A 377-nucleotide genomic window follows, 5' to 3' on the forward strand; every position below is an offset into this window, starting at 1 on the left:
GATTTTGATGAGAAGGCTTTTATGGATGAAGGCTGGGAGTGTTAAATTGCTGTATGATCTCCATAAAGTGCCGTGCGGTCGGGACATGATGGACGCACGTAACATTCCTGAGCCGTTTCAATCGCAGTTTCGAAAAGCCATGATAGGGTCAGGAATTCCGACCGCTGACCCGAATATATTCTTTGCCCATGACTGGCTTGATTGGGCTAGTGGAAATTGGCGTTGGGGTGACAAACCTGTCCCACTGGAAGAAACTAATTAAAAACTAAGGTTTCCTGCATGGACGGCCTATCGGTTTGCTTTTGAAACCACTTGGCTAGAGTTGAATATTCCATTCTCCAATTTGGGATGAAATGATGCATATCCATTAAGTGTAA

Annotated in this window: 1 protein-coding gene; it reads left to right on the top strand. The window is 44.6% G+C overall.

Features of this window, described 5'->3' with window-relative positions; translation table 11 throughout:
• The coding region (locus HBA93_RS19205) for a hypothetical protein (protein ID WP_221724366.1) at window positions 1-262 on the top strand (262 nt) is incomplete at its 5' end.
• Window positions 263-377 lie beyond the last annotated feature (115 nt).

Origin of the sequence: Ochrobactrum sp. SFR4, assembly GCF_019730395.1 — a bacterium.
Lineage (GTDB): Bacteria > Pseudomonadota > Alphaproteobacteria > Rhizobiales > Rhizobiaceae > Pseudochrobactrum.